18 protein-coding genes and 2 pseudogenes are annotated in these 20,029 nt (G+C 34.6%); 12 read left to right on the top strand and 8 right to left on the bottom strand.

All coding sequences use genetic code 11. The features are described from left to right. Positions 1 to 9: 9 nt before the first annotated feature. The 4 genes from BZ167_RS07015 to BZ167_RS07000 all read left to right on the top strand — a co-directional run bounded on the left by BZ167_RS07015 (position 10) and on the right by BZ167_RS07000 (position 4,341). Positions 10 to 2,373, top strand: a complete 2,364-nt coding sequence (locus tag BZ167_RS07015) for a CD3337/EF1877 family mobilome membrane protein (protein ID WP_077391993.1) — start codon at positions 10 to 12, stop codon at positions 2,371 to 2,373. Then, positions 2,370 to 3,380 (top strand): bifunctional lytic transglycosylase/C40 family peptidase, encoded by a 1,011-nt coding sequence (locus tag BZ167_RS07010; RefSeq protein WP_077391992.1) that lies wholly within the window; start codon positions 2,370 to 2,372, stop codon positions 3,378 to 3,380. The genes BZ167_RS07015 and BZ167_RS07010 overlap by 4 nt, the downstream gene beginning before the upstream one ends. 11 nt (positions 3,381 to 3,391) lie before the next feature. After that, entirely contained in the window at positions 3,392 to 3,898 is a 507-nt protein-coding gene (locus tag BZ167_RS07005) for a hypothetical protein (protein WP_077391991.1), read from the top strand. 62 nt (positions 3,899 to 3,960) lie between these two features. Then, complete coding sequence (locus BZ167_RS07000; RefSeq protein WP_077391990.1) at positions 3,961 to 4,341, top strand: cystatin-like fold lipoprotein; 381 nt, start codon at positions 3,961 to 3,963, stop codon at positions 4,339 to 4,341. A gap of 153 nt (positions 4,342 to 4,494) precedes the next feature. Here BZ167_RS07000 and BZ167_RS20470 read toward each other — a convergent pair whose 3' ends face one another. Together BZ167_RS20470 and BZ167_RS06990 are read right to left on the bottom strand one after the other, a co-directional pair. Continuing rightward, the gene (locus BZ167_RS20470; protein ID WP_232324422.1) at positions 4,495 to 5,694 is read right to left on the bottom strand and encodes an SIR2 family NAD-dependent protein deacylase; all 1,200 of its coding nucleotides are present in this window, start codon (positions 5,692 to 5,694) and stop codon (positions 4,495 to 4,497) included. Then, the gene (locus BZ167_RS06990; protein WP_077391989.1) at positions 5,642 to 6,958 is read right to left on the bottom strand and encodes a hypothetical protein; all 1,317 of its coding nucleotides are present in this window, start codon (positions 6,956 to 6,958) and stop codon (positions 5,642 to 5,644) included. Before BZ167_RS06990 ends, BZ167_RS20470 begins: the two co-directional genes overlap by 53 nt. 419 nt (positions 6,959 to 7,377) lie before the next feature. On the opposite strand from BZ167_RS06990, the gene BZ167_RS06985 reads away from it, so the two are divergent. Continuing rightward, on the top strand, positions 7,378 to 8,553 hold the full coding sequence (locus BZ167_RS06985) for a Rap family tetratricopeptide repeat protein (protein WP_077391988.1): 1,176 nt from the start codon (positions 7,378 to 7,380) through the stop codon (positions 8,551 to 8,553). Positions 8,554 to 9,063: 510 nt separating this feature from the next. Here the strand turns inward: BZ167_RS06985 and BZ167_RS06980 are convergent. Together BZ167_RS06980 and BZ167_RS06975 are read right to left on the bottom strand one after the other, a co-directional pair. Further along, positions 9,064 to 10,407 carry a PIN-like domain-containing protein gene (locus BZ167_RS06980; RefSeq protein WP_077391987.1) on the bottom strand — a complete coding sequence of 448 codons (1,344 nt, stop codon included), beginning with the start codon at positions 10,405 to 10,407 and terminating at the stop codon, positions 9,064 to 9,066. A gap of 281 nt (positions 10,408 to 10,688) precedes the next feature. Beyond that, positions 10,689 to 11,918 carry a Shedu anti-phage system protein SduA domain-containing protein gene (locus tag BZ167_RS06975; RefSeq protein ID WP_032863960.1) on the bottom strand — a complete coding sequence of 410 codons (1,230 nt, stop codon included), beginning with the start codon at positions 11,916 to 11,918 and terminating at the stop codon, positions 10,689 to 10,691. A gap of 823 nt (positions 11,919 to 12,741) precedes the next feature. Here BZ167_RS06975 and BZ167_RS06970 point away from each other — a divergent pair. Beyond that, positions 12,742 to 13,266 carry an NAD(P)H-dependent oxidoreductase gene (locus BZ167_RS06970; protein ID WP_015416878.1) on the top strand — a complete coding sequence of 175 codons (525 nt, stop codon included), beginning with the start codon at positions 12,742 to 12,744 and terminating at the stop codon, positions 13,264 to 13,266. Between the two features lie 186 nt (positions 13,267 to 13,452). Here BZ167_RS06970 and BZ167_RS20115 read toward each other — a convergent pair whose 3' ends face one another. Further along, positions 13,453 to 13,611 (bottom strand): ester cyclase, encoded by a 159-nt coding sequence (locus BZ167_RS20115; RefSeq protein WP_076982829.1) that lies wholly within the window; start codon positions 13,609 to 13,611, stop codon positions 13,453 to 13,455. A gap of 434 nt (positions 13,612 to 14,045) precedes the next feature. Between BZ167_RS20115 and BZ167_RS20665 the strand changes: the two are divergent. The 5 genes and pseudogenes from BZ167_RS20665 to BZ167_RS06940 all read left to right on the top strand — a co-directional run. Next, positions 14,046 to 14,453, top strand: a pseudogene (locus tag BZ167_RS20665) (BCCT family transporter); the annotation flags it as partial. A gap of 38 nt (positions 14,454 to 14,491) precedes the next feature. Continuing rightward, on the top strand, positions 14,492 to 15,895 hold the full coding sequence (locus BZ167_RS06955; RefSeq protein WP_007409580.1) for an MFS transporter: 1,404 nt from the start codon (positions 14,492 to 14,494) through the stop codon (positions 15,893 to 15,895). 339 nt (positions 15,896 to 16,234) lie between these two features. Next, positions 16,235 to 16,549: a MarR family winged helix-turn-helix transcriptional regulator gene (locus tag BZ167_RS06950; RefSeq protein WP_072588824.1), complete on the top strand. Its 315-nt coding sequence runs from the start codon at positions 16,235 to 16,237 to the stop codon at positions 16,547 to 16,549. 160 nt (positions 16,550 to 16,709) lie between these two features. Continuing rightward, positions 16,710 to 17,063, top strand: a pseudogene (locus BZ167_RS06945) (cystatin-like fold lipoprotein); the annotation flags it as partial. A 125-nt stretch (positions 17,064 to 17,188) separates the two neighbouring features. Further along, entirely contained in the window at positions 17,189 to 17,614 is a 426-nt protein-coding gene (locus BZ167_RS06940) for a MaoC family dehydratase (RefSeq protein WP_003156152.1), read from the top strand. A 264-nt stretch (positions 17,615 to 17,878) separates the two neighbouring features. On the opposite strand, the gene BZ167_RS06935 is transcribed toward BZ167_RS06940, so the two are convergent. The 3 genes from BZ167_RS06935 to BZ167_RS06925 form a co-directional block, all read right to left on the bottom strand. Further along, positions 17,879 to 18,220 carry an MmcQ/YjbR family DNA-binding protein gene (locus tag BZ167_RS06935; protein ID WP_077391986.1) on the bottom strand — a complete coding sequence of 114 codons (342 nt, stop codon included), beginning with the start codon at positions 18,218 to 18,220 and terminating at the stop codon, positions 17,879 to 17,881. A gap of 120 nt (positions 18,221 to 18,340) precedes the next feature. Continuing rightward, positions 18,341 to 18,472 (bottom strand): AAA family ATPase, encoded by a 132-nt coding sequence (locus tag BZ167_RS20460; RefSeq protein WP_225562071.1) that lies wholly within the window; start codon positions 18,470 to 18,472, stop codon positions 18,341 to 18,343. Positions 18,473 to 18,568: 96 nt separating this feature from the next. Then, positions 18,569 to 19,012, bottom strand: coding sequence for an Rrf2 family transcriptional regulator (locus tag BZ167_RS06925; RefSeq protein ID WP_015416888.1), 444 nt, complete (start codon positions 19,010 to 19,012; stop codon positions 18,569 to 18,571). 185 nt (positions 19,013 to 19,197) lie between these two features. Between BZ167_RS06925 and BZ167_RS06920 the strand changes: the two genes are divergently transcribed. Beyond that, positions 19,198 to 19,836 carry an NAD(P)-dependent oxidoreductase gene (locus BZ167_RS06920; protein ID WP_015416889.1) on the top strand — a complete coding sequence of 213 codons (639 nt, stop codon included), beginning with the start codon at positions 19,198 to 19,200 and terminating at the stop codon, positions 19,834 to 19,836. Positions 19,837 to 20,029: the final 193 nt, after the last annotated feature.

The following is a 20,029-nucleotide window of genomic DNA, read 5'->3' as shown; positions in this document are numbered from 1 at the left end:
AGGAACGACATGAAAAAGAAAAAAATTCTTATAGTGTCAGCTGTCATTTTGCTGTTTCTCACCATCATTACAGCAGTGTCTACCATTGCGGCGGATGGAGACATAACCACACAGCCCAAAATTGAAAAGTCGGGAGGCGTTGAATTAGAGTCGAAACGATTTCCGATTTCCCGGTATCAGGCGAATAATGAAGCATCTGATAAATTTCTTGAAGGACCATTTGTGGGGATGACAAATGTGACATTCTCTTTTGCCGCAAATATCGTTCGTGTGGTCGATGCGGGTATGGATGTCATGTATAACCTTAAGCCGATAGATAAATTTGCGGACAGCATCACGAATGTATCAAAAACGGTATATAAATCGCTGAAAAAGAATTTTGGGGAAGCGCTTTTTATCTTTGTAGGCGGTTATGTTGTGTATCTATTTTTTGTAAGAGGAAGTGTGAAGGATGCTATGAGACGTAGCATTCTTTTTATTGTTGTATTAGTTATTGGGGGCTTATGGGTATCAAACGCTGGCTATTACATGAAGGCATTGAATGCCCTTTCTGTTGAGATACAAGGGAAGCTGTTAAAAGCAGGAAACGGTTTGATTGGAATAGTAGAAAATGAGGGCATTTATGCTGATGCTTCAAAAATAGAGAAAGGTAAGGAAATGGAAGGAACAGTCGCTGTAATGCGTAATGTGTACTTTGAGATTGCCTTGAAAAAGCCCTATCTCATTGTGAATTATGATCAAACAAGTGCGGCTAAAATCAATGAGAAAGGAGACAGCAAAGAAGAGTTAAGTCGTGTTGATAAGCTGTTGTCCTATAAATTGTCTGATGAAGGACAGAAAGAGAAGATGAAATATATAAAGGAATATGAATCGGATAAATATAAAAATGACGCAATGACAATAGGAAATGTGTTTAACCAGTTGGGGGAATCGTTTATAGCTGTTGCGGCGGCGTTAGCGATTGGAATCCCTTTTCTTGGTTTGGCGTTTCTCAGTTTCTTATTACAGATTATCGCCTTAGCGATTGTATTTTTTATTCCGTTTGCGTTTATTATTGCCTATGTCCCGCAACTTGCTATGTCGGGCTTTGTTGCTTTAGGACGTTTGGGAAGCGTTTATCTCTTAAAAGCAATGTTGGGTATTTTAATACTTTTTGTATATGTCCTCTGTTTCATGGTTGATACACTCATCCCTCCTAACGGTTTTGGAATGTATCTGTTAAACACTGTTGTATTGGCGGCTATAATGTGGATTGCAATTAAGAAAAGAGATTCGATTGTTCAATTTGTGACTGCCGGAAAAGTTGTATCTGTTGATAATAACATGGTAGACAACATGAGAAAGGAATATGTACAGCCTTCTTGGGAAGCCGCAAAAAAAGGTGCAGGCAGACTATCTGGGGCAATTGGACAAATTGGAAAGGTGTTTGGCAACAGAAAAGGAAAAGGCGGATTCGAAGATCAAGAATCGCCATCTTCTGAGGGAGCGAGTGCAGGCGGAAGCAGTCCGGGGATGGTGACTGGATTCAACAAGGGAACTATTTCGAGGACGCCGCAACAAAATGAAAAAGCATCTGTAGCCCCGCCATCTGATCAAGAGAGAAAGGCACTTGAAAGAAAGCCGCAAAACATGAGAAAAGAACAGCCTAGATTAACGCCGAGTGAATTACAGAAAAAACAACAGCTTAACTCTTCTACAAGAGACTGGCGGCGAGAAGGTGTTAAAGCTCCTATGATGGATGATGTTTTGAAAGAAGAGCAGGAAGGCGCTTATAAGCGTGCACCAATGCTTCAAGAGAAGATGGATGAAAAAGACCGGTCTGACCAAAGGCAATTTGTTGAGAATGCTGCTTCTCATGAGACGAACGGAAATCTTCATCAGCAGGAAGAAGAAATAATAAAAAGAGCACCTTTACATCAAGAAACGATGACGGAAGAAGAACGAACAGACCAACAACAATTGAGTGAAAGAGAGCATCGGGCAAAGGGTTATGGTCATCAAGTAGCAAAAATGCAACGAGAGAACGTTTCTCTGGCTTATCAAGAGGTTCAGAAAGAAACACAACACACTCCGTATTCAACTGTTAAGCAGGAGAATAAACAGCCGAATCAACCAGTTATAAAACCATCTGAGACACCTTCAAAAGTCCGAACAGATGGTTTTTCTATGGAGAAAAAACAATCTGTGTCTTCCAGCGGTGAAAGCAGATTCTTAAATCGTGAAGTTCCAAAAAAGGTCACTGGAAAGCCTGTGACGCTGAAGCGTAATAGTCCAAAAGTGGTGAATAAGGTGGAAACTCTTCCCCTGCATGACATTGTCGGACGCTCATCAGAGAAAGGCATAGACAGACTAAGAGAGGATGAAAGGACATGACAGTTTTAAGTAAGACAAAGTCAAAAACAAAGCTTTGGATATTCATATGTTCAACTCCTGTCATCCTCTTCTTTCTTTTGGGGGTGGCTGTCGTTATGTTGATTTCGAGAGAACATGATGTTGGAAACGATGAAATCGGGGGCGGAGATGGAGAGTTTGAAACGATCGGCATTGCCCCGGAAGTTGAACGTTTCCGATTTGCGTTTGAAAGATACGCTCGTCAAGAGGGCGTATATGATCAAGTGAATGTGATTATGGCGCTCACCATGCAGGAAAGTGGTGGGCGTTCTTTAGATATTATGCAAAGTTCAGAAAGCATAGGGTTGCCGCCAAATACCATTACAGACCCGGAATATTCTATTGAAGTCGGTATCAAACATTTTAAAAAAGTGTTTAAAGAAGCTGGAGGAGATGTCCGGCTGGCTTTACAATCGTATAACTTTGGCTCTGGCTTTATCGGATATGTAAAGAAGCACGGCGGCAAATACACAAAAAAACTGGCTTTAGATTTCAGTCGTATTCAAGCCATTAAGATGGGCTGGAAAAGCTACGGTGATCCGAGTTATGTAGATCATGTGATGCGCTATCTCAAAGGCTCTAATAAGGATGTGAAGCCTGTTGATGGCGCAATAGATGGCTATGAAAACATTATGAAAGAAGCTCTGAAATATGAAGGACAGCCATATGTATGGGGCGGTTCAAACCCAAAAAGCGGCTTCGACTGTTCAGGACTTGTTCAATGGTCATATGCGAAGGCTGGCATCACTCTTCCAAGAACAGCACAGGAACAGCATGGAGCAACGAAAAAGATCAGTGAAAAGCAGGCCGTACCGGGTGACCTCGTATTCTTTGGCGGCACATATGAAGGAAAGGCAATTACTCATGTCGGCATTTATGTTGGTGAAGGTCGAATGTTCAATTCGAATGACAGCGGTATTCAGTATTCTGATCTAAAATCCGGCTACTGGCACAGTCATCTGGTTTCATTTGGGAGAATAAAATTTTAAGGAGTGGAAGCATGAAAACACATATTTCATGGATTTGTGTTTGTTTCTTTGTAGGCTTGGTAACAGCGTATTGGTTTCATGGGGCACAGCATTCTAAAATTGACCAACTCAATAAGAAAAATGATGTGTTAATAGAGAAAAACAAGGAATTGAGTCAGATTCAGAATGAGGGCAGCGCAAAAAAGAACAAGGCATTTTTTGAAGCGTTTCTGAATTACAGTGATATTGATAAGCGATACGATGCGGTAAAAAAATACACCACGGAAAAAGGTTTTGATTATGCCTTCCCTTCTCGATCTGACAAAAAGCATTCTATCAGTGTAAAAAGCAAATTACGTTCATTGGAAAGCTATTCAAAGCCGATTGATGATTCGACTGAATTGTTTTTGAACATTGTAGAGGTATCAACTACTGCGAATTCAGTAACCAGTCAGCAAGTGCTGATTGTCCAAACAAAGATGAAAAAGAAAAAGAACAAGTGGCTGGTAGATGATGTACAGGTAAAAGGAAATGGATAAAAAGTGGAAAAACATCTATATTTTGAGTATAATGAATATTGAAAAAAGAGGAGGTGCATACTTTGAAGAACCTTTTTATTTTCCTTAGTATATCCGCCATTCTACTGTTAACTGCATGTGGTGGAAATAAATATGATGATGCGATTAATAATGTAATAAAACAGGAGAAAAAAACCAGGAAAGAAACAAATATAGATTCGGATGAGTATAAGAGGGAGAATTCTATAGTTCGTGTATATAATAACGGAAAGTATATTCAATTGGCATTTTATAAGCCCGAGGATAATTATAAAAAGCTCACCGCATTTTCGTATTATGAGAAGCTTGGTGATTCATATGAAGAGCTGACCCATATGCCTGTCGACGGAGATCAAGATCGTCTAGGCTTGTATAAAAAAACACCAGATTATGAAGAGGTTAAAGGCAAGGAAATAAAAAACTAAGGAGTAGACTTTATGTCTGCTCTATTTTAGTACTTAAGATTGTTTATATCCATTTTACAGATAATTCCGTCAGTACTTTGTTCAAAGTAGTTCAGATAAAGTAAAGGGAACAAAAAAGAGCGGAAAGGGGTTTCCACTCTTTTTAAAAGAAAACTATAATAAGTTTTTAAGGACAATTTTTAATGCTTTTACATAATTATCATTAAAATCACTAGTTCCCTCTACTTTTATACTTATAGGACGTAAACCTGCTTTAATCATATCCCTTGCTTCATCAGGATGGAGATTATTTTGTATAATAAAATGTTGTCCTCCTAAGTTTTTAAAAGAGTTATCATAGATATCTTTGAAATATTCGTCATCAAATGAAAAACCAATGAATAAAAGGTTTTTCGTTCCCATAATAGCATTAAGATAAGATTTTATTCTGTCATCCTTATATAGCTTCTCATAGTCTTCTTTAGTTATTATCATAGATCTAGGGGATCTTATATGACCATGTAAATGTAGAACAATTTGTTTTCCTTTGTTAAGTAATTCATGAGCGTCTTCGATTTGATCTAGTGTATAAGGGTATGTATCTCCCTCTTTATAGTCTATCAAAGAAGAATCATAATTAGTTGTTATGAAAAATGCAGGTTCTAAGTTAATAATATCCTTTATATTATGATAATTTTCAGCCAACCCACTTTTATACTTAGCCTCGATTTGACGTACTATATGTTTTTTTATATCTTCATCAGTTGAAAGGTTTAAGGTGTTATTTTTAAGAACATCGATTGCTCCTAAATAGTCTCCTTTGTTAATACGTTTGTCAAAAAAATCTCTATCTTGTTGTTTTAAAGAACCACCCATTCCACGCAATAAATTTGGCCAATTATCTAAACCCAAAGGAAGTGAAGTTCCAGCTCCGAGAAAAGGTATAATAGTGTCTATAGTATCTTTTAATTCATAAAAGATACCTAAGAAATGGTCGTCAATTACTGATTTTAATATTTCTTCATTTCTCAAATTAAGTTCCTGACTTAATTCATTTTTCAGTTTGAATAAATCTGTTATTTCATGCACAAAGGTGTTTTTTAACAACTGATTGCAATAATCGCAGTGTGTAGTCTTCAGAGGATAGATTTCTGTTTCTTCTCCACAATCACATTGTATGTATTCATCAATATAACCACTACTTTTTAATGTGGAAAAGAGAATTTCAACATCATCCTGTATATTCTTTAATTGATTTTTTCTAAAAAAGTTATTTTTAAAAGTGTTTGATATTTTGGTCAATAGAGCTACTGCTTCTTCTTCACTCATCGACAGGTTTAAGTGAACGTTGTTTATTAAGTTGTCTAACGACATAGTTTATTATCTCCTCATTTAGTGGTTTTTTAGGTAAGAATACTATCTTGAAATATTTTGAGGTGCTATATACAGTAGTTTGTATAACGTCAATATTTTTTTCGTCAGAAAATTTCGTATCCGTAAACCATGAAATGCCCCAATGTTCTAGTTCCTTTGCTCCTTCAAAATTTATATATAAACTGTGAAACATATCACTTTGAGATACAGGGTGTTTTGAACTTGAGGAGCGAGTGGAGCCTGTATTAGAGTTGTTTCCCTTGAATTTTAATTTAGTCGTATATCCAATCAAACTTAGCTTTTTAGCCTTTTTCACTAATTGTTTAGCATCAAATTTGTTATTAATATAATTCGATAATAATAAAGACTGAATATTTTTCACTAATTCTTCCCGATCTTGTTTTCCTGGACGTTCGTTTACTGTATATAATTTTTTCATATAATTATTAACACTCTCAACTATTGTTGTGTAAGCTTTATCAGTTACTTCTTGTCTAACATCTTTAAGTAAATCTTCATCAAGTTTCTTGCAGATTCTATACATCGATTCTCTGTCACTGTCTCTATTTATAACGATAAAATTACCAAGCAATTTTTTTATTATTCGTTCCTTTACATAATTATAAAGTTTGCTGATTGATCTATTATAATCACTTGTATTTTCATCTGGCTCTTTTATATTTGGAATGTTTCGAATCAATATTAGACAGGTTCTCTCTATAAAATTAACCTCAATACCAGCAATGAAATACTTATTTTTGTTTTTCTCATTTTTTACTGTTTGAACTAATAAAAGCCTTGCTTTTTGAATTTCACCATTGTTTTCCACGTAATCTAAGCCACCAATAAATGTTGATCCAGGTACAGTGATATTTAACGCATCCATTAAATAAAAACCATCTTTATTCATGTACCTTCGAAAATTTGTATGAATATTTGAGTCAGTTTTAAATTCACCTAAAATTTTATCCATATTTTGTTTGAAAAGGTCTATTGATAACTTGTTAAATGTATGTACGTATACATTTTTTAGATGGCTGTATAATATAGATTCAAAATATATCTTATCAACAATTTTTTTGGAACCCCAATCTTCTTCATTAACTATATATTTATAAATATCCTCGATATTTTTTTTGTCATTTACTTCAAATCCAGCTTTAATTACTGCTTCTTGAAAAAGGTTAAAGTCTACATATTCTTCAAATAGAGAACCACCGTAAAAGTACTGGATATTTTCTTCCTGGCTGAGAGTTGTCTTCATTAAGAAACCTCCAAAATCCCTTGTTTGGTATAGGAAGATTATAACACAATTCTGACAAAAGAAGGCACATCAAAACTTTATGTTGCAATATATAGGAGAGGAAATGAATATACGAGTAGAAGAGATGAATGAACAAAAGCTTACGATAATATGTATTTTCGATTAACAGCCTAGTGGGTAGATGACCTGGGATGTATGTCTGTTTTGGATCAGACGTTATGTCTGCCCTTATTTTGTTTGCTTTATAATCTGTCAAGACACAAAAGCCTTACAATAACCGCAATAAAGACGAAAAGAATAATTCCTTCAATAGACAATTCGTACCTTTTTACATTTTAACTTTGTAAAGAAATGTCCGATCTGCCATAATACAATTAATGTAAATATTCCAACAATTTAGTGGAGATGGGGGAGCTTTCTTGCAGCAGGGTTTTTTAAAGAGAAGCAAAATTCCATATGATTTGGTGACAAAAAAACTAAATGCTTGGTACATGGCGATAAAGAGTGATTTGGTTGAGGAAGCAGAACGAATTAAAGCTGAAGCTGAAGCTGAACTAGCTAATATGGAAGAAAATCAAGATGCTCTATTATATTATCAGCTGCTAGAATTCAGACATGAGATCATGTTGAGCTATATGAAGTCAAAGAATATGGATAGCTTGGAAAATGCATATGAGACGCTAAGGGAAATTGAATCCCAAGGTCAATTAACCGGTATGTTGGAGTATTATTTTTATTTCTTTATGGGAATGTATGAATTTAGAAGGAAAGAACTGACTACAGCAATAAGTGCTTATCGAATCGCGGAGAAAAAGTTGTTTGAGGTGGAAGATGAAATTGAAAGGGCGGAGTTCTTCTTCAAAGTCGCCCATGTGTATTACTATATGAAACAAACTTATTTTTCTTTAAATTATGCCAATCGGGCGCTTAAAATTTTCAAACAGTACGATGCGTATGCAGTTCAAACCATAAGATGTCAAAATATAATTGCTGGTAATTTAATTGACTCTTTGGATTATGAAAGAGCACTAGATGTGTTTAGAGACACATTGCGTATAGCTGAATCAGTTGGAGCGGATTACTTGATTGGTATGTCTCGAATGAATATTGGTATTTGTTATGATTATATAGGTGAATATGATAAAGCCGCTGAGTATTTACAAACATCACTAGAATTTTTTGAAAAGACTGAACACGTCTTTTTGACAAAAACATTGTTCAATATTGTAAATGTTAAAACGAAACAGAAAGCTCTGGCTGAAGCCTTACTTTATTTAAAAAAGGGGCAATCTGTCGCAAAGAAATACGGAGATTCAGAATATGAAGCAAAGTTTAAGATTATAGAAGGACTTTATTTTAGTGATGATGAATATTCTTTAATTGAAGAGGCCTTTTCGTATCTGAATGAAAAAAGAATGTTCGGAGACATTGAAAATTTTGCAATCAGAGTAGCGGATTATTTTTATGAAAAAGGGGATTTGTCACGTTCAAATGAATATTATCGACTGAGTATTGAAGCGAGACGAAAAATAAAAAAAGGGGAGATTATTAATGAAGATCAGCCGGACTTTGTTTTCAGTCATTTTATTGGGTAGCATCGCAGGAGTAATTTTAACAAATGATGCCCTTGTTATCAAAGCTCCTTTCCATGTTGCTGACGACAGAGTAGGTGCTTAGTAAGCGGGATAAAAAAGTATAAAAAAGCTCTAACTAGCAACCTTTGTGGTTTTGTTAGAGCTTTTTTATTTGACCATGTTTTCCGCTGTAATCCTGCATTTAGAAACGACAAAACAGAATTCGTTTAGGAAGAGGAAAATCGGTCATTACGGTTTAGATATAACATCAAGCTGATTTAAGGGTTTCTTCTCATTAGTTATGATTTTTTATCAGCAGTTGGATACAAGAACAAATTTCAATTTCTTAAGTGTCTATTTAATGAATCAAAAATCTCCTTGGATTGGTTCGCCAAATCTGATCACTTAATAGGTTTAATACTTCGAATTATGTCTAGTAGCGCAATAGCGTTCTACTAAAAGTAAAGCTTGCAATGTTCACTAAAAAAGATAGGCAGAAGAAGGTATAGTTATTGCACGTTTTAATTCTAATTAATGCAAATCTTCTAGAGGGTCCACTTCAACCAATTTTTCTTCAAGAATCTCTATGCTTTTTAGTAACTTAATGTTTGGTAAGATCGCTTTTTGTTCAAAAAAAGGCTTCAGACGTTTATAATATAAATCAGCTTCTTCGGGATCGTAATATGCAAATCTACCTAACAATGCCTTGACTCTTCTGGTGATATTTGCAGAAGATTGTTTTAAGCACCACCTGTATAATTGCTCCATATCTTCATCTTCTGTGTCATCAAGCCTATTATAGAATTCTTCTATTTTTTCTTCAGGTAAAAGATCTATCAATTTCCTTCTTATATTGCTTGAGCCAAAGAATTTTTGGATATAGTCTGTAGCATTAATTAACTTAGGATACTCAGTAGAATCTTTAAAACTATTATTTTGCTCTAGTGTTCGGATGTTTTCAATGTCTTTAGTAACATTTTCAACTTGTTCTTCTGTAATATCAGTATAGAGGTGCTCTTTTGCATATTTAACAAATCTCTCTGTTCTATACATAAAAAACTTTTGTTTAGTTTTATTGATGAATTCCTGAATTAATAGGGGATGAGGTCTTTTAATATTATCTTGTTCATCTTTTTCCCACCAATCTTCTTTTTTCTCTTCAGTGATAAATATTACTGGTTTTGGATTTTCGGAGTTTTTGATTTTATCAATTATTTGATTCCAAAGAATTAAGTCACCATAGATTTGTTTGTATCTAAAATCTCCATACGTTCTATAGCCTTCTTTCTTTTTATTGCCTTTATCTTTGAAACCGGGGGGGACATCAAATTCGTAGCGTTCTTTTCCTGCAATTTCAATCTTATCAATTTTTGTTTGAACATAGGGATCACCAATAATATTTTCAAGTAAGTTGCTTAGATCGTCTTTTATTTTTTCAGTATTCGGTAAGTTTTCTAACTCTTTTTTTAGAATCTTATCAAGTTTATAATTTAGTTTATCTATTTGTTCAATATAAAATTTGAATTGCTTTGTATTTATATATGGATAATCACTTTGAGCTGTCCGCAAAGTTTTCTCTGCCTCATGTTTTAATTTGTGGAGTCCGTCACTTAAAAAGAGATAGCCCTCTTTTTGTTTGGACATATTAGAATCAAGATTGAAAAAGTATTCTAGCGCCACTTGATGGGGAATCCATAGTCTATCTGAATCCTTTAAGGATTTTAAAATTTTCAGTAAACTTTTGGTTGCCTCTTTTGATGTATACTTATAGAAATTCAATAAAACATTTGTATCAACTACAAATATTGCATTTTCCCATATTTCCTTGAATTCAGAATCATCATAACCTGTTAATCCTTTGAAGTTTTCTAGCAATTAAAATTCCTCCATTCCCTCAATTTTCATATATTTAGAAATCGTTTCATTCAATTTATATACTTCACCATGTTTTCAGAATTTTTTCTTTGTCAAAAAACAAAAGTTTATCTAATACAGCAAAAAACACGCAACCATGTATCAAAATTAGCTAAAATGTACTTTCTACATTATAAATTGTAATTGGCTTTTTGATCTGACATAAAACAATTACATAAATATTAATATTTACACAATATGGATAGTGTGTTAATCCATTAGAAACCTGAAATATAACTTTATTATGAATATAAATGACTTAAAACTAAATCTATAATGTCGTCATAAGTTTTAAACATGATGTTTCTATAATCATTTTCTAACTTTCTCCAATCTGGGGTATCTAGCATCCATCTTCTTCCCATTACCAAAATTCTTTTCGGATAATGAACTTTTATTCCATGCTGTTCTTCCGCAAACTCTCTATTTTTAGGGTCCTCAAAATACTCCTCATAGTTTCTTGTTTGACTAATATATGAATTAATCTCCGCGCTGAAGGTTTCTCTATTCTCCCGCCCCACTATGCTTTTTGTATTTTTTAAATTATGTAATTTAAATTCAACAATATCCGAATAACCATTTGGTCCTTCTACAAAAAAATCTGGTCTAATTGCTTTGCATTCTACTGATTGCCATTCTAATTCACATTCAGAATATATATTTTTACCCATAAAAGCCATTTTTAATATAAACTGATTTTCAGGCTTAGCTAGAAAAGCAGTTATTTGGAGTTCACTCGTATCCTTAGAACTAATCAACTCAACAAAGCGATTTAAACTATACCATTTTTCTTCTCTATATCCAGAAGGAAGAGGGTATTGAAAGTGGACATCATGTATTATGACATCTGAAATATTGGGCCACATATAAAATTCAAATGTATCTACTTCTACGTCTGTATCATCTAACTGTAGTGGAAACAAATCTAACCATTTTACATTTCTGGTAACTAAGCCAGACCTGTTAGTTCCATAAAAGAAACCATTAACTATTCTATGACACATACCTTCCTGTAATACAAATTCGCCTGCATTGAGACCTATTATCATTGACTGACCATCTAAATTCCATCCATTCTTTAACATGATGTCCATGGCTTCATTGGTAGGATGAACCAAATCAACATTATACTCCGGTAATGGCAGTACTGGACCTGTTTGTTTACTATAATCAATGCCTAAAATATCTGTTAAAAGATTATCTCCTGTTGAATAGTCTGAGAACTGACACTCAAACTTATGATTCAAACTAATTTCTTTAGAATTAACATTTCCTATATACTCTACACCCCAATGAGTTTTACCTAAGTATAATATTACTTTCTCTGGGTTCACTAAGAATTTTGTAAAATTCTTTTTTAATTCAGGATTTAATTCTAGAAACATCAATAATTTTGTGAAATATTTATTCTTAAGCATTGTTATCAACGAATTAGCAACATCCTTCAATGTTGATATTTCTTTTCTCTCCATCTTATCATCCTCCCTTTAAATTTAAACGAGACTCTTTGATCTATTTTTCAACACATCAATACAACAAATCATATATATTATAAATTATATAACCCACTTATGCTGAGTTTAGTTTATAAGATGGAAAATTACGAGGGTTATCTTTTTCTATTTGCAAGGGTAACTAAACGAACATGGCATCAATGACATGTTTGCAATCTATATGGGCACAATTTAATCACCGATTTTTAACCATAATTCATGAAAACATATAAAAATGATGAAAGTGGAGGATAGAGAGTGTAATGAAAACAAGCTTTCATAACCAGTGATATGGATTCACTATGTTGAGGGCCTAGTGGGTGAATAACCCGTGGAGGTTCAAGTCCTCTCGGCCGCATCAATGATACCAAGGATTATAGAGATCCTTGGTATTTTTTTGTGCTTATTTTTAAATGATCTACTGCCCACAAACTGCCCACTTACCTAAAGTAAGTCATCTGCAGTAGACATCGCACAAATATTTTCATCATTATAGGTAGTTACTGATGCCTCAAACTCAAATTTGCAAAAGCAGAGAAAGTATTGCTAAGCATGGAAGACCTTGTTATATGATCAGCTATTAGAATTTAGACACGAGATAATAGGGTAGGGTCATAAGGGTACTGAAAAGGCTTAATCTTTTTTAAAAGGTTAAGTCTTCTTTGGGCTATAAATGTAATCGGTGTCCAATAGTTGCCCTGAATTCATGAAAAAGGATAAAATAGGTGTAAATAAGTTGTGATTTTAAAATTAGAATCAAATCCTTATCAAAACTAATCGGCGAAGAAAGGATAACAGTCAAATGAAAACATTAGTTATCGTTATACACCCTAATTTGGAAACGTCTGTTGTCAACAAAACCTGGATGAATCGTTTAAAGCAAGAGAATGACATTACGGTTCATGACCTGTACGGTGAATACCCTAATTTTATCATTGATGTAGAAAAAGAGCAGCAGCTCCTGTTAGATCATGAGCGTATCGTTTTTCAGTTCCCAATGTATTGGTACAGCAGTCCCGCGTTACTCAAACAATGGGAAGATGATGTGTTAACACATGGCTGGGCTTATGGAACTGGAGGTACTAAATTGCATGGAAAAGAACTGCTCTTAGCTATCTCCTTAGGCGCACAGGAATCTGATTATCAAGCAGGCGGAGAATATAATATCACGATCAGCGAGCTTATCAGACCGTTTCAAGTCACTGCTAACTATATAGGAATGCGTTTTCTTCCTGCCTTTACACAATATGGGACACTTCACCTTTCAAAAGAAGATGTTAAGAACAGTGCGGAGAAATTGGTTAACTATCTTAAAGCTGAGCATTGATCCGGTATTCGCGAGGGAAGCTGAAATAAATGATGTGTTGTGAAAATAAGGATTTGTGATAGATGTTAATTAAACTTTATTTCAAAGTTACATCGACTGAATGCAGGAGGGCATAGAGCGAGGACTTAATTATAAAAAAGAGACCAAGCTATTCACCTGGTCTCTCACTATTTCAACTTTTTACTGTTAATTAACGCCAAGCTGACGGAGAATATCATGCACATCCACATGAGATCTATGTTCAATAATTTTACCGTCAACAATACGTAACAACATCATAAGAGAGAATTTAACGCTTTTTCCTAAATTCAATTGTCGGTGATTGGCCTGTTTAAATGCATCCATTATTTCATACCCGGTGCTACTTATTTCTGTTGTAGTCTGTATCCTGATTAATAGGTAAAGAAAGTCGAAAAGGTATACGAAATTCTTCATACAAATTAAAGTTTTGAATGAAAGAGCAGGATTACTCCTGCTCTTTTTCTTTCTGATTGGGCTGGATTAAACGCAGACGGTTATTCCTTGGGAAAAACAAAAAAATTTCTTCTATCCATTGACTAGCTGGGCTTTAGCCGGGTTTCTATCACCCTGTTGAGCTTGTCAGATTTTAAAAAGATATGGTACGTTTATAGTGTTTTGTTTCACCTGATTGTGGGGTAATAAAGATAGGATCAGTAAATAATTCTTAGGAACGACCTCAATCTTATAATAAACATATTGGAAGACGTAATGGAAGAACTAAAATAAAGGTTTAGGATACTTTGAAGAAATAAAAGTTTTTGTTCGATTGTGATAATATTCACAATGGAGCTTTATTAAGGGGAATCATTTCTCCAAATAGTCTGCAGAAAATACCAACCACAGCCCAAGGATATATCACTAACCGCTTTGCTGGTATTATCTGTTGGATGTTTCTCTTTTTGTTGCTTTTTGTATTATTTTTAGTCCAATCGGCAAAAATAAGTTAAGGAAACCAGCGAAAAAACTGAATTTCATCCTTCTTTCCTGGTTTACAATGTTATTTGGCGCTGATATGGATATTATTCTAGTCTTTTAAGGTACAGTTGAACCAATCATCCACTATGCCGTTAGCTCTCCATCAGGTGAAACAGAAACCCCCGGACTTTTAGAGAAGCATTACGCTATACATTCTGGGACTGCATGCTTGGACCGTTTATGCGCTTGTATAATGTGGATTTGATAATTAAGGAGTCGATATTATTAAATGAAGTTTAACAAGAAAAAAATTAACGTTGTAGACATTCAAAAAGCGAAGAAAAGCGTGTTTGCTACAGGGATAGGAAACGCGATGGAATGGTTTGATTTTGCTTTATATTCTTATTTGGCAGTTATTATTAGTAAAAACTTTTTCAGTCCAGTTCAAAACGATGAATTAAAGTTAATATTTACTTTTGCTACATTTGCAATTGCCTTCTTACTTAGACCGGTAGGCGGAATTATTTTTGGTAAAATGGGTGATAAATTTGGTCGGAAAATAGTATTAACAATTACTATTTTAATGATGGCTTTATCTACTTTAATAATTGGTGTGCTTCCTACCTATGAACAGATTGGTGTATGGGCCCCTATATTATTACTCTTAGCTCGTATTCTGCAAGGTTTTTCTGTGGGTGGAGAGTACGCTGGTGCAATGGTATATATCGCAGAATCTTCTCCAGATAATAAGCGTATAAGGTTAGGCAGCGGTTTAGAAATCGGCACATTATCTGGTTATATAGTAGCTTCTGTTTTAGTTACAGTACTTTTCTGGACTTTATCTGATGTTCAAATGAATAGTTGGGGATGGAGAATTCCTTTCTTCTTAAGTATTCCAATAGGATTATTTGGTTTATATTTGAGAAGTCATTTAGATGAATCACCAATTTTTGAAAATGACATCTCTGAAAGCCAAGAACAACAACCAGGTTTATTAGAAGTCATTAAAACATATAAAAAAGATATCTTTTTATGTATCGTATTTGTGGCATTTTTCAATATAACCAATTACCTATTGTTAGGTTATATGCCTTCTTATTTAGATGAGAATCTTGGTATAAGTGATAATATAAGTACACCGGTTACAGCAATTGTATTGATTATTATGGTACCGTTCGCTTTAACTTTTGGTAAATTGGGAGATAAATTAGGAAATAAAAAAGTTATAACAATTGGATTAGTATTAGGAATTGTATTTTCGATTATCTCTTTTCAATTTCTTAATATGGGGAATATAACATTCTTATTTATAGGACTTTTAATGTTAGGGATTGTATTATCTGTATACGAAGGTACTATGCCAGGATCTTTACCTACGTTGTTCCATACTGACATTAGATATCGTACGTTATCCTGGACATTCAACTTATCAGTTTCTATTTTTGGTGGAACAACACCTTTAGTTGCTTCTTGGTTAACCCATGTGACAAGAAACAATTTGGCGCCGGGTTTCTATTTATTAGCAGTTAGTTTAATTGGCTTAATTGTTGTGTTAACCTTATTTAAAGATACTTCAGGTAAATCTTTAAAAGGTTCTTACCCAACAGTTGCTTCTAAAGCTGAGTTTCAAGAAGCTGTTGAAAATCCAAAAGATTCACTGTGGTGGAAAATGGAACAAACAGAAAAGGAATGAAAAAAACATCCATTTAATTGACCGGCTACTCGACATACAGACTCAGAATAAGCTGGGATTATCCGAGCAGCAATGATTGCAGCTCTTTTATATTCTGGAGGGCTTACTGCTTTGCAAAAGCAGCGTTGTTATTCTCGATCGTCATTATTTTATTGGTTGTGTCCTAATAATAAAACGTTGACGCAAGAACGAAGAGAAATTAAAAGGTCCGAGCAATACAGCAAAATAAGAAGCAAGAAGCTTTGTTATGCCAGTTCTTCTCCCGAAGGAGAGCTGGCTTTTTATTTTCTATATGGGGTCCAAAGCAGAAAACGAGAACTTGTACGCTAATCACAGTACTTGGTTCTTCTTGTTTTATGGGAGAAGGAAAAAATATCTGTTAAAGGTTTAGGCGAAGAATTATATCTAGACTCCGGAACATTAACTCCAGTTTTAAAACGACTTGAGGAGCGAGGTCTTATTATAAGAGAGCGTTCAAAAGAGGATGAACGAAGTGTAATTATTACGTTAACAACTGAAGGGAATGAGTTTAAAGAAAAAGTCACAATGATACCTAATGCAGTATTTGATAAAACCGGTTGTAATGAAGAAGAAATTAAAAGTTATAACAAGGAAATTCGTAATTTACTTAACATGCTGACAACTGAGCAATAGTTTTATGAATATAGATGGCGGGCCCAGCGGGTGAATAACCCGTGGAGGTTCAAGTGCCTCTCGGCCGCATCAATGATACCAAGGGTTTGACACCCTTGGTATTTTTGGTTTATAGAAATTTATCTGTTACTGTCCACTTACTTATAGTAGGTCGTATGATTTGTCAGTCACCTTCATCCTTCTGCTGACTGCGTGCGGCGGTAGTAAATATGATAATGCAATTAATGAAGTGATGAAGCAGGAGAAGAAAGTCAGAAAAGAAATGCGAGCAGATTCAGATGAGCACAAAAGAGATAACGCCATAATTCGTGTATATGATGACGGGAAATATATTCAACTTGCGTTTTATCAGCCAGAAGAAAGTTCTCGTAGGCTGACTGCTTATTCTTATTATGAGAAGCTTGGAGATTCTTATGAGGAAATGGCACATATGCCGGGTGATGGTGATGGCGACCGCCTTGGTCTTTATAAGAAAACGCCTGATTATAAAGAGGTTAAAGGCAAGGAAACAAAAACAATGTGCTTGTTCATTCCTGATAGGGGAACAATTGTTTTACCGTTAAGTTGTTGTGTGAGAGCCAGTATGTTAAAATGCTACGTAGATTTAATAATAAAGTTTAGATTCAAGGAGATTTATTTATGAAGTTGGATGAATTTACCATCGGGCAGGTTTTTCAAACTAAATCTTTTGAATTAACAAAAGAGAATATAATGAATTTTGCAGAAGTGTATGACCCACAGTACATGCATTTAAATGAAGAAAAAGCAAAAATGGGCAGGTTTAATGGAATTATTGCTTCTGGAATACAAACGTTATCTATTACTTTTAAGCTTTGGATTGAAGAAGGGTGTCATGAAGACGATATTATTGCTGGGACAGGAATGAATAATATAAAATTCCTAGCACCCGTTTACCCTAATGATAAACTGAACACTATTGTTAAGGTTATTGATAAAAAACCAAATAAAAGCCAGACGGGGATACTTACTGTATTGTTATCTACCTATAATCAGAAAGAGGAAAAAGTGTTTGAAGGTGAGTTATCAGTATTAATTAAACGCTAAATGACCTTTGCGGCATATCATCGTCACCTTTCATTTTTTATAGGTGTCTGCATGAAGTGAGCAATCATCTTAATTAATAAAGTGGACTTTGAGTCTGCTCTTTTTTTATTTGTTCAACCTATGTCGAGAAACAAAGGGCTCACAATAACGAAAAAATCATCTCGTAAATACGAATTTAAAAATTGCTGCCTTGAGGTTTTTTGCATATTCCTCTGTATCATTGCGCCGGGTGAATATCTATAATGAGCGTTCTATCCTTCGATGTTATGTTTTCTTTTTACTTTTTGGTTTTGTCAGTTCAAAGCTGTACTTTACCATGTCATGGATTTGGTGCTCTGGGAGTCCCTCATCTAAGGTAAGCGTATTCCAATGCTCCTTGTTCATATGGTATCCGGGCTTGATTTCTTCAAAAAGACCACGCAGAAAATCAGCCCTTTCAGGTTCGCATTTAAGGTTGACACATAAGTGTTCGTCGCGAGTGAAGATAGATGCAAATATTTTCTTATTCCCTTTGTGCCGAATTGCAGTCCAACCATCTCCAAAAGGGTGGTCTTCATAAGAGTTTGGAAAGGTTAGGCAGTAATCTTTTATTTCATCATAATTCATTATCAATTCACTCCATACCTCATTATTTTTATATACAGAACATATTCGTTCAAACTAAGATTTGCGGTTTCTTTTATACCAATCCGAGATTTCCTCAAGTCTTTGTTTGAACTTAGCTTCTCAACCTTGAGTTGTTGGATAGTAATACTCACGCCCTATTAAAGAATCTGGCATCGTGTGCATTGTCGTTAATTTTTTCTCTTTATCATGAGCATATTTATATCCCTTACCGTAATCTAAATCTAAAATCAATATCAATTCGGGGCTGGATTCAATATGACCCAGTCCATTTTTGTTTTATTGATTTTTCTTATCCCCAGTCTGATAAAAGATTTTCTGTGAAATCATTTAACAATTATTGGTCAATTTTTCTTTTTCAATAATATCCTTTACCACATCCTCAATTGTGATATGCCCAAGAGCTTTTTCCAAGGCACATTGTGCGATTTCAAATATTGGACCAATTGTACTTTGAATGTTCCGGCCTACAGGACATTGAGGATTGGGATTTTCATGTATACTAAACAATTCTTTATCTTGAACAACATTAACTGCTCTATAAACATCAAGTAAGTTGATTTCAGTTAAATCCTTCGCTAATTCAGCTCCTGCAATACCTGGCCGAACATTTACTAAACCTGCTTTTTTCAGCATCCCCATAATTTTTCTTATGAAGGCGGGATTTGTATTTACACTTCCAGCTAAAAATTCAGAAGTGCTAATTCCGTCTTCATTTATTTCAATAAGAGCCAATATATGAATTCCTACAGCAAAACGGCTGCTAATAGACATGATTTCTTCACCATCCTCATTACTTTACACTCTTTATAGTACACTTGTAACTGAATGAATTACAAGTTCTTTTACTCTAATATGCTCAATTAACAAGTTGACAAATAAATAAGGTGTAACTAAACTTATTACATGTAATCGATATGGTTACATTTAAAATTTTGAATGATTAGGAGGACTTTAAATTGAAAATTGGAATCATTGGTGCAACCGGAAAAGCTGGAAGTCTTATCTTGAAAGAAGCGGTAAGCAGGGGACATGAAGTAACTGCAATTGTAAGAGATGCTGCAAAACTTAAAGAGGAAAAGATTGCAATCATTGAAAAAAATATAATTGATCTTACATCGGATGATCTAAAAAAATTAGATGTAGCAGTTAATGCCTTCGGTGCTCCATTAGGAGAAGAACAGGCACATGTAGATGCTGGCCGGGCATTAATTAGGGCATTAAAAGGAACGGGTACAAGAGCCGTAATTGTAGGTGGAGCAGGGAGTCTTTATGTAGACGAAAATAAAACTGTCAGTGTAATGGATACACCTGATTTCCCGGAGATTTTTATTCCGACAGCTAAAGGGCAAGGTCGTAACTTGCAAGAACTAAAGGAAACTTCTGATATGAACTGGACATTTATCAGTCCTTCAGCGGTATTTGACCCAGACGGGAAAAGAACTGGATTTTATCAGTCAGGAAAAGATCATCTTCTTGTGAATTCGAAAGGCGAAAGTTATATCAGCTATGCAGACTATGCAATTGCAGTATTGGATGAAATTGAAAATCCAAAACATATAAATGAACGCTTTACAGTTGTTGGAGAAGCTGAATAAGTGATTGAGTAGAAACAAAGGGTGCCATTAGTGTCATCGCTAATGGTATCTTCCTTCTAAGAATGTACGGAGACATTGAAAACTTTGCAAACAGAGAAGCGGATTATTTTTATGAAAAAGGGGATTTATCACGTTCCAATGAGTATTATCGACTGAGATTAAAACGGGACGGAAAAATAAAAAAGGGGAGATT

It is taken from the genome of Bacillus sp. 275, assembly GCF_001999205.1.
Classification (GTDB): domain Bacteria; phylum Bacillota; class Bacilli; order Bacillales; family Bacillaceae; genus Bacillus; species Bacillus velezensis.
The sequence above is the reverse complement of the archived record's forward strand: the minus strand, read 5'-3'. Positions and strand labels throughout refer to the sequence as shown.

Excerpts from the sequence above, each read along its gene's own strand:
- BZ167_RS07010 (WP_077391992.1), top strand. The coding sequence starts at position 2,370 with ATGACAGTTTTAAGTAAGACAAAGTCAAAAACAAAGCTTTGGATATTC.
- BZ167_RS06925 (WP_015416888.1), bottom strand. The coding sequence starts at position 19,012 with ATGTCTATTAGCAGCCGTTTTGCTGTAGGAATTCATATATTGGCTCTT.
- BZ167_RS06940 (WP_003156152.1), top strand. The coding sequence starts at position 17,189 with ATGAAGTTGGATGAATTTACCATCGGGCAGGTTTTTCAAACTAAATCT.
- BZ167_RS06935 (WP_077391986.1), bottom strand. The coding sequence starts at position 18,220 with ATGAATTATGATGAAATAAAAGATTACTGCCTAACCTTTCCAAACTCT.
- BZ167_RS06970 (WP_015416878.1), top strand. The coding sequence starts at position 12,742 with ATGAAAACATTAGTTATCGTTATACACCCTAATTTGGAAACGTCTGTT.
- BZ167_RS20470 (WP_232324422.1), bottom strand. The coding sequence starts at position 5,694 with ATGTCGTTAGACAACTTAATAAACAACGTTCACTTAAACCTGTCGATG.
- BZ167_RS06990 (WP_077391989.1), bottom strand. The coding sequence starts at position 6,958 with ATGAAGACAACTCTCAGCCAGGAAGAAAATATCCAGTACTTTTACGGT.
- BZ167_RS20115 (WP_076982829.1), bottom strand. The coding sequence starts at position 13,611 with ATGGATGCATTTAAACAGGCCAATCACCGACAATTGAATTTAGGAAAA.
- BZ167_RS07015 (WP_077391993.1), top strand. The coding sequence starts at position 10 with ATGAAAAAGAAAAAAATTCTTATAGTGTCAGCTGTCATTTTGCTGTTT.
- BZ167_RS06955 (WP_007409580.1), top strand. The coding sequence starts at position 14,492 with ATGAAGTTTAACAAGAAAAAAATTAACGTTGTAGACATTCAAAAAGCG.
- BZ167_RS07005 (WP_077391991.1), top strand. The coding sequence starts at position 3,392 with ATGAAAACACATATTTCATGGATTTGTGTTTGTTTCTTTGTAGGCTTG.
- BZ167_RS06975 (WP_032863960.1), bottom strand. The coding sequence starts at position 11,918 with ATGGAGAGAAAAGAAATATCAACATTGAAGGATGTTGCTAATTCGTTG.